The sequence below is a fragment of the Pseudomonas sp. K5002 genome, from assembly GCF_013386655.1.
Classification (GTDB): domain Bacteria; phylum Pseudomonadota; class Gammaproteobacteria; order Pseudomonadales; family Pseudomonadaceae; genus Aquipseudomonas.
Genome location: NZ_JACARK010001339.1, coordinates 1 through 757, shown reverse-complemented (window position 1 = coordinate 757; position 757 = coordinate 1). Strand labels below are relative to the sequence as shown.

The following is a 757-nucleotide window of genomic DNA, read 5'->3' as shown; positions in this document are numbered from 1 at the left end:
CTGGCGTCCTTGAGCCAGGGCACCCTGCAACGCTGGCGTGAAGAAGACCAACTGGGCGGTTTCCACTGGCGGCGCAACGGCAAGCTGGTGACCTTTCGCAGCCTCGACAGCTATGAACGCGCCTTGAATAAAGTGACCGACCCGCTGCAACAGCAAGTGCTCTCGGCGGCGGACTGCGCACGGCTGGAACCGACCCTGGACAGCGCCAGTTTTGCCGGCGGCATCTATACGCCCAATGAAGAGGTCGGCGACTGCCATGGGTTCTGCCAACAACTGGCGGCGCGCCTTGAAGCGTCGGGGCGCTGCACGTTCCTGTTGGGGCGCAAGGTGACGGCGATTCGTCACCGCGCAGGCGCCGTGCAGGCTATCGAAATGGGCAGTGAAGTCTTGCCGGTGCAGCACCTGGTGCTGGCCGCCGGGCACCGCAGCCCCGAGCTGGCCTTGCCGGGGATGTCGCTGCCGCTGTATCCCCTCAAGGGTTACAGCCTGAGCGTGCCGATTGGCGCGCAGCATCAGGCGCCGAACATCAGCATCACCGATTACGACCGCAAGATCGTCTACGCGCGCATCGGTGAGCAACTGCGGGTGGCGGCGATGGTGGATATTGTCGGCTTCGACACCCGCCTGGAACCCAAGCGCCTGGCGCTGATTAAGCGCCAGGCACTTGAGACGTTCCCGCTGGCCGGTGACTACCAGCACGCGGTCGAATGGGCCGGTATGCGCCCGGCCACGCCGACCGGCGTGCCGTTGATTGGTG

General features: G+C 65.3%; 1 protein-coding gene. It reads left to right on the top strand.

Features of this window, described 5'->3' with window-relative positions; translation table 11 throughout:
* Window positions 1–757, top strand: a 757-nt coding sequence (locus HX846_RS36200) for an FAD-dependent oxidoreductase (RefSeq protein ID WP_178967345.1), incomplete at both ends; no start/stop codon positions are given.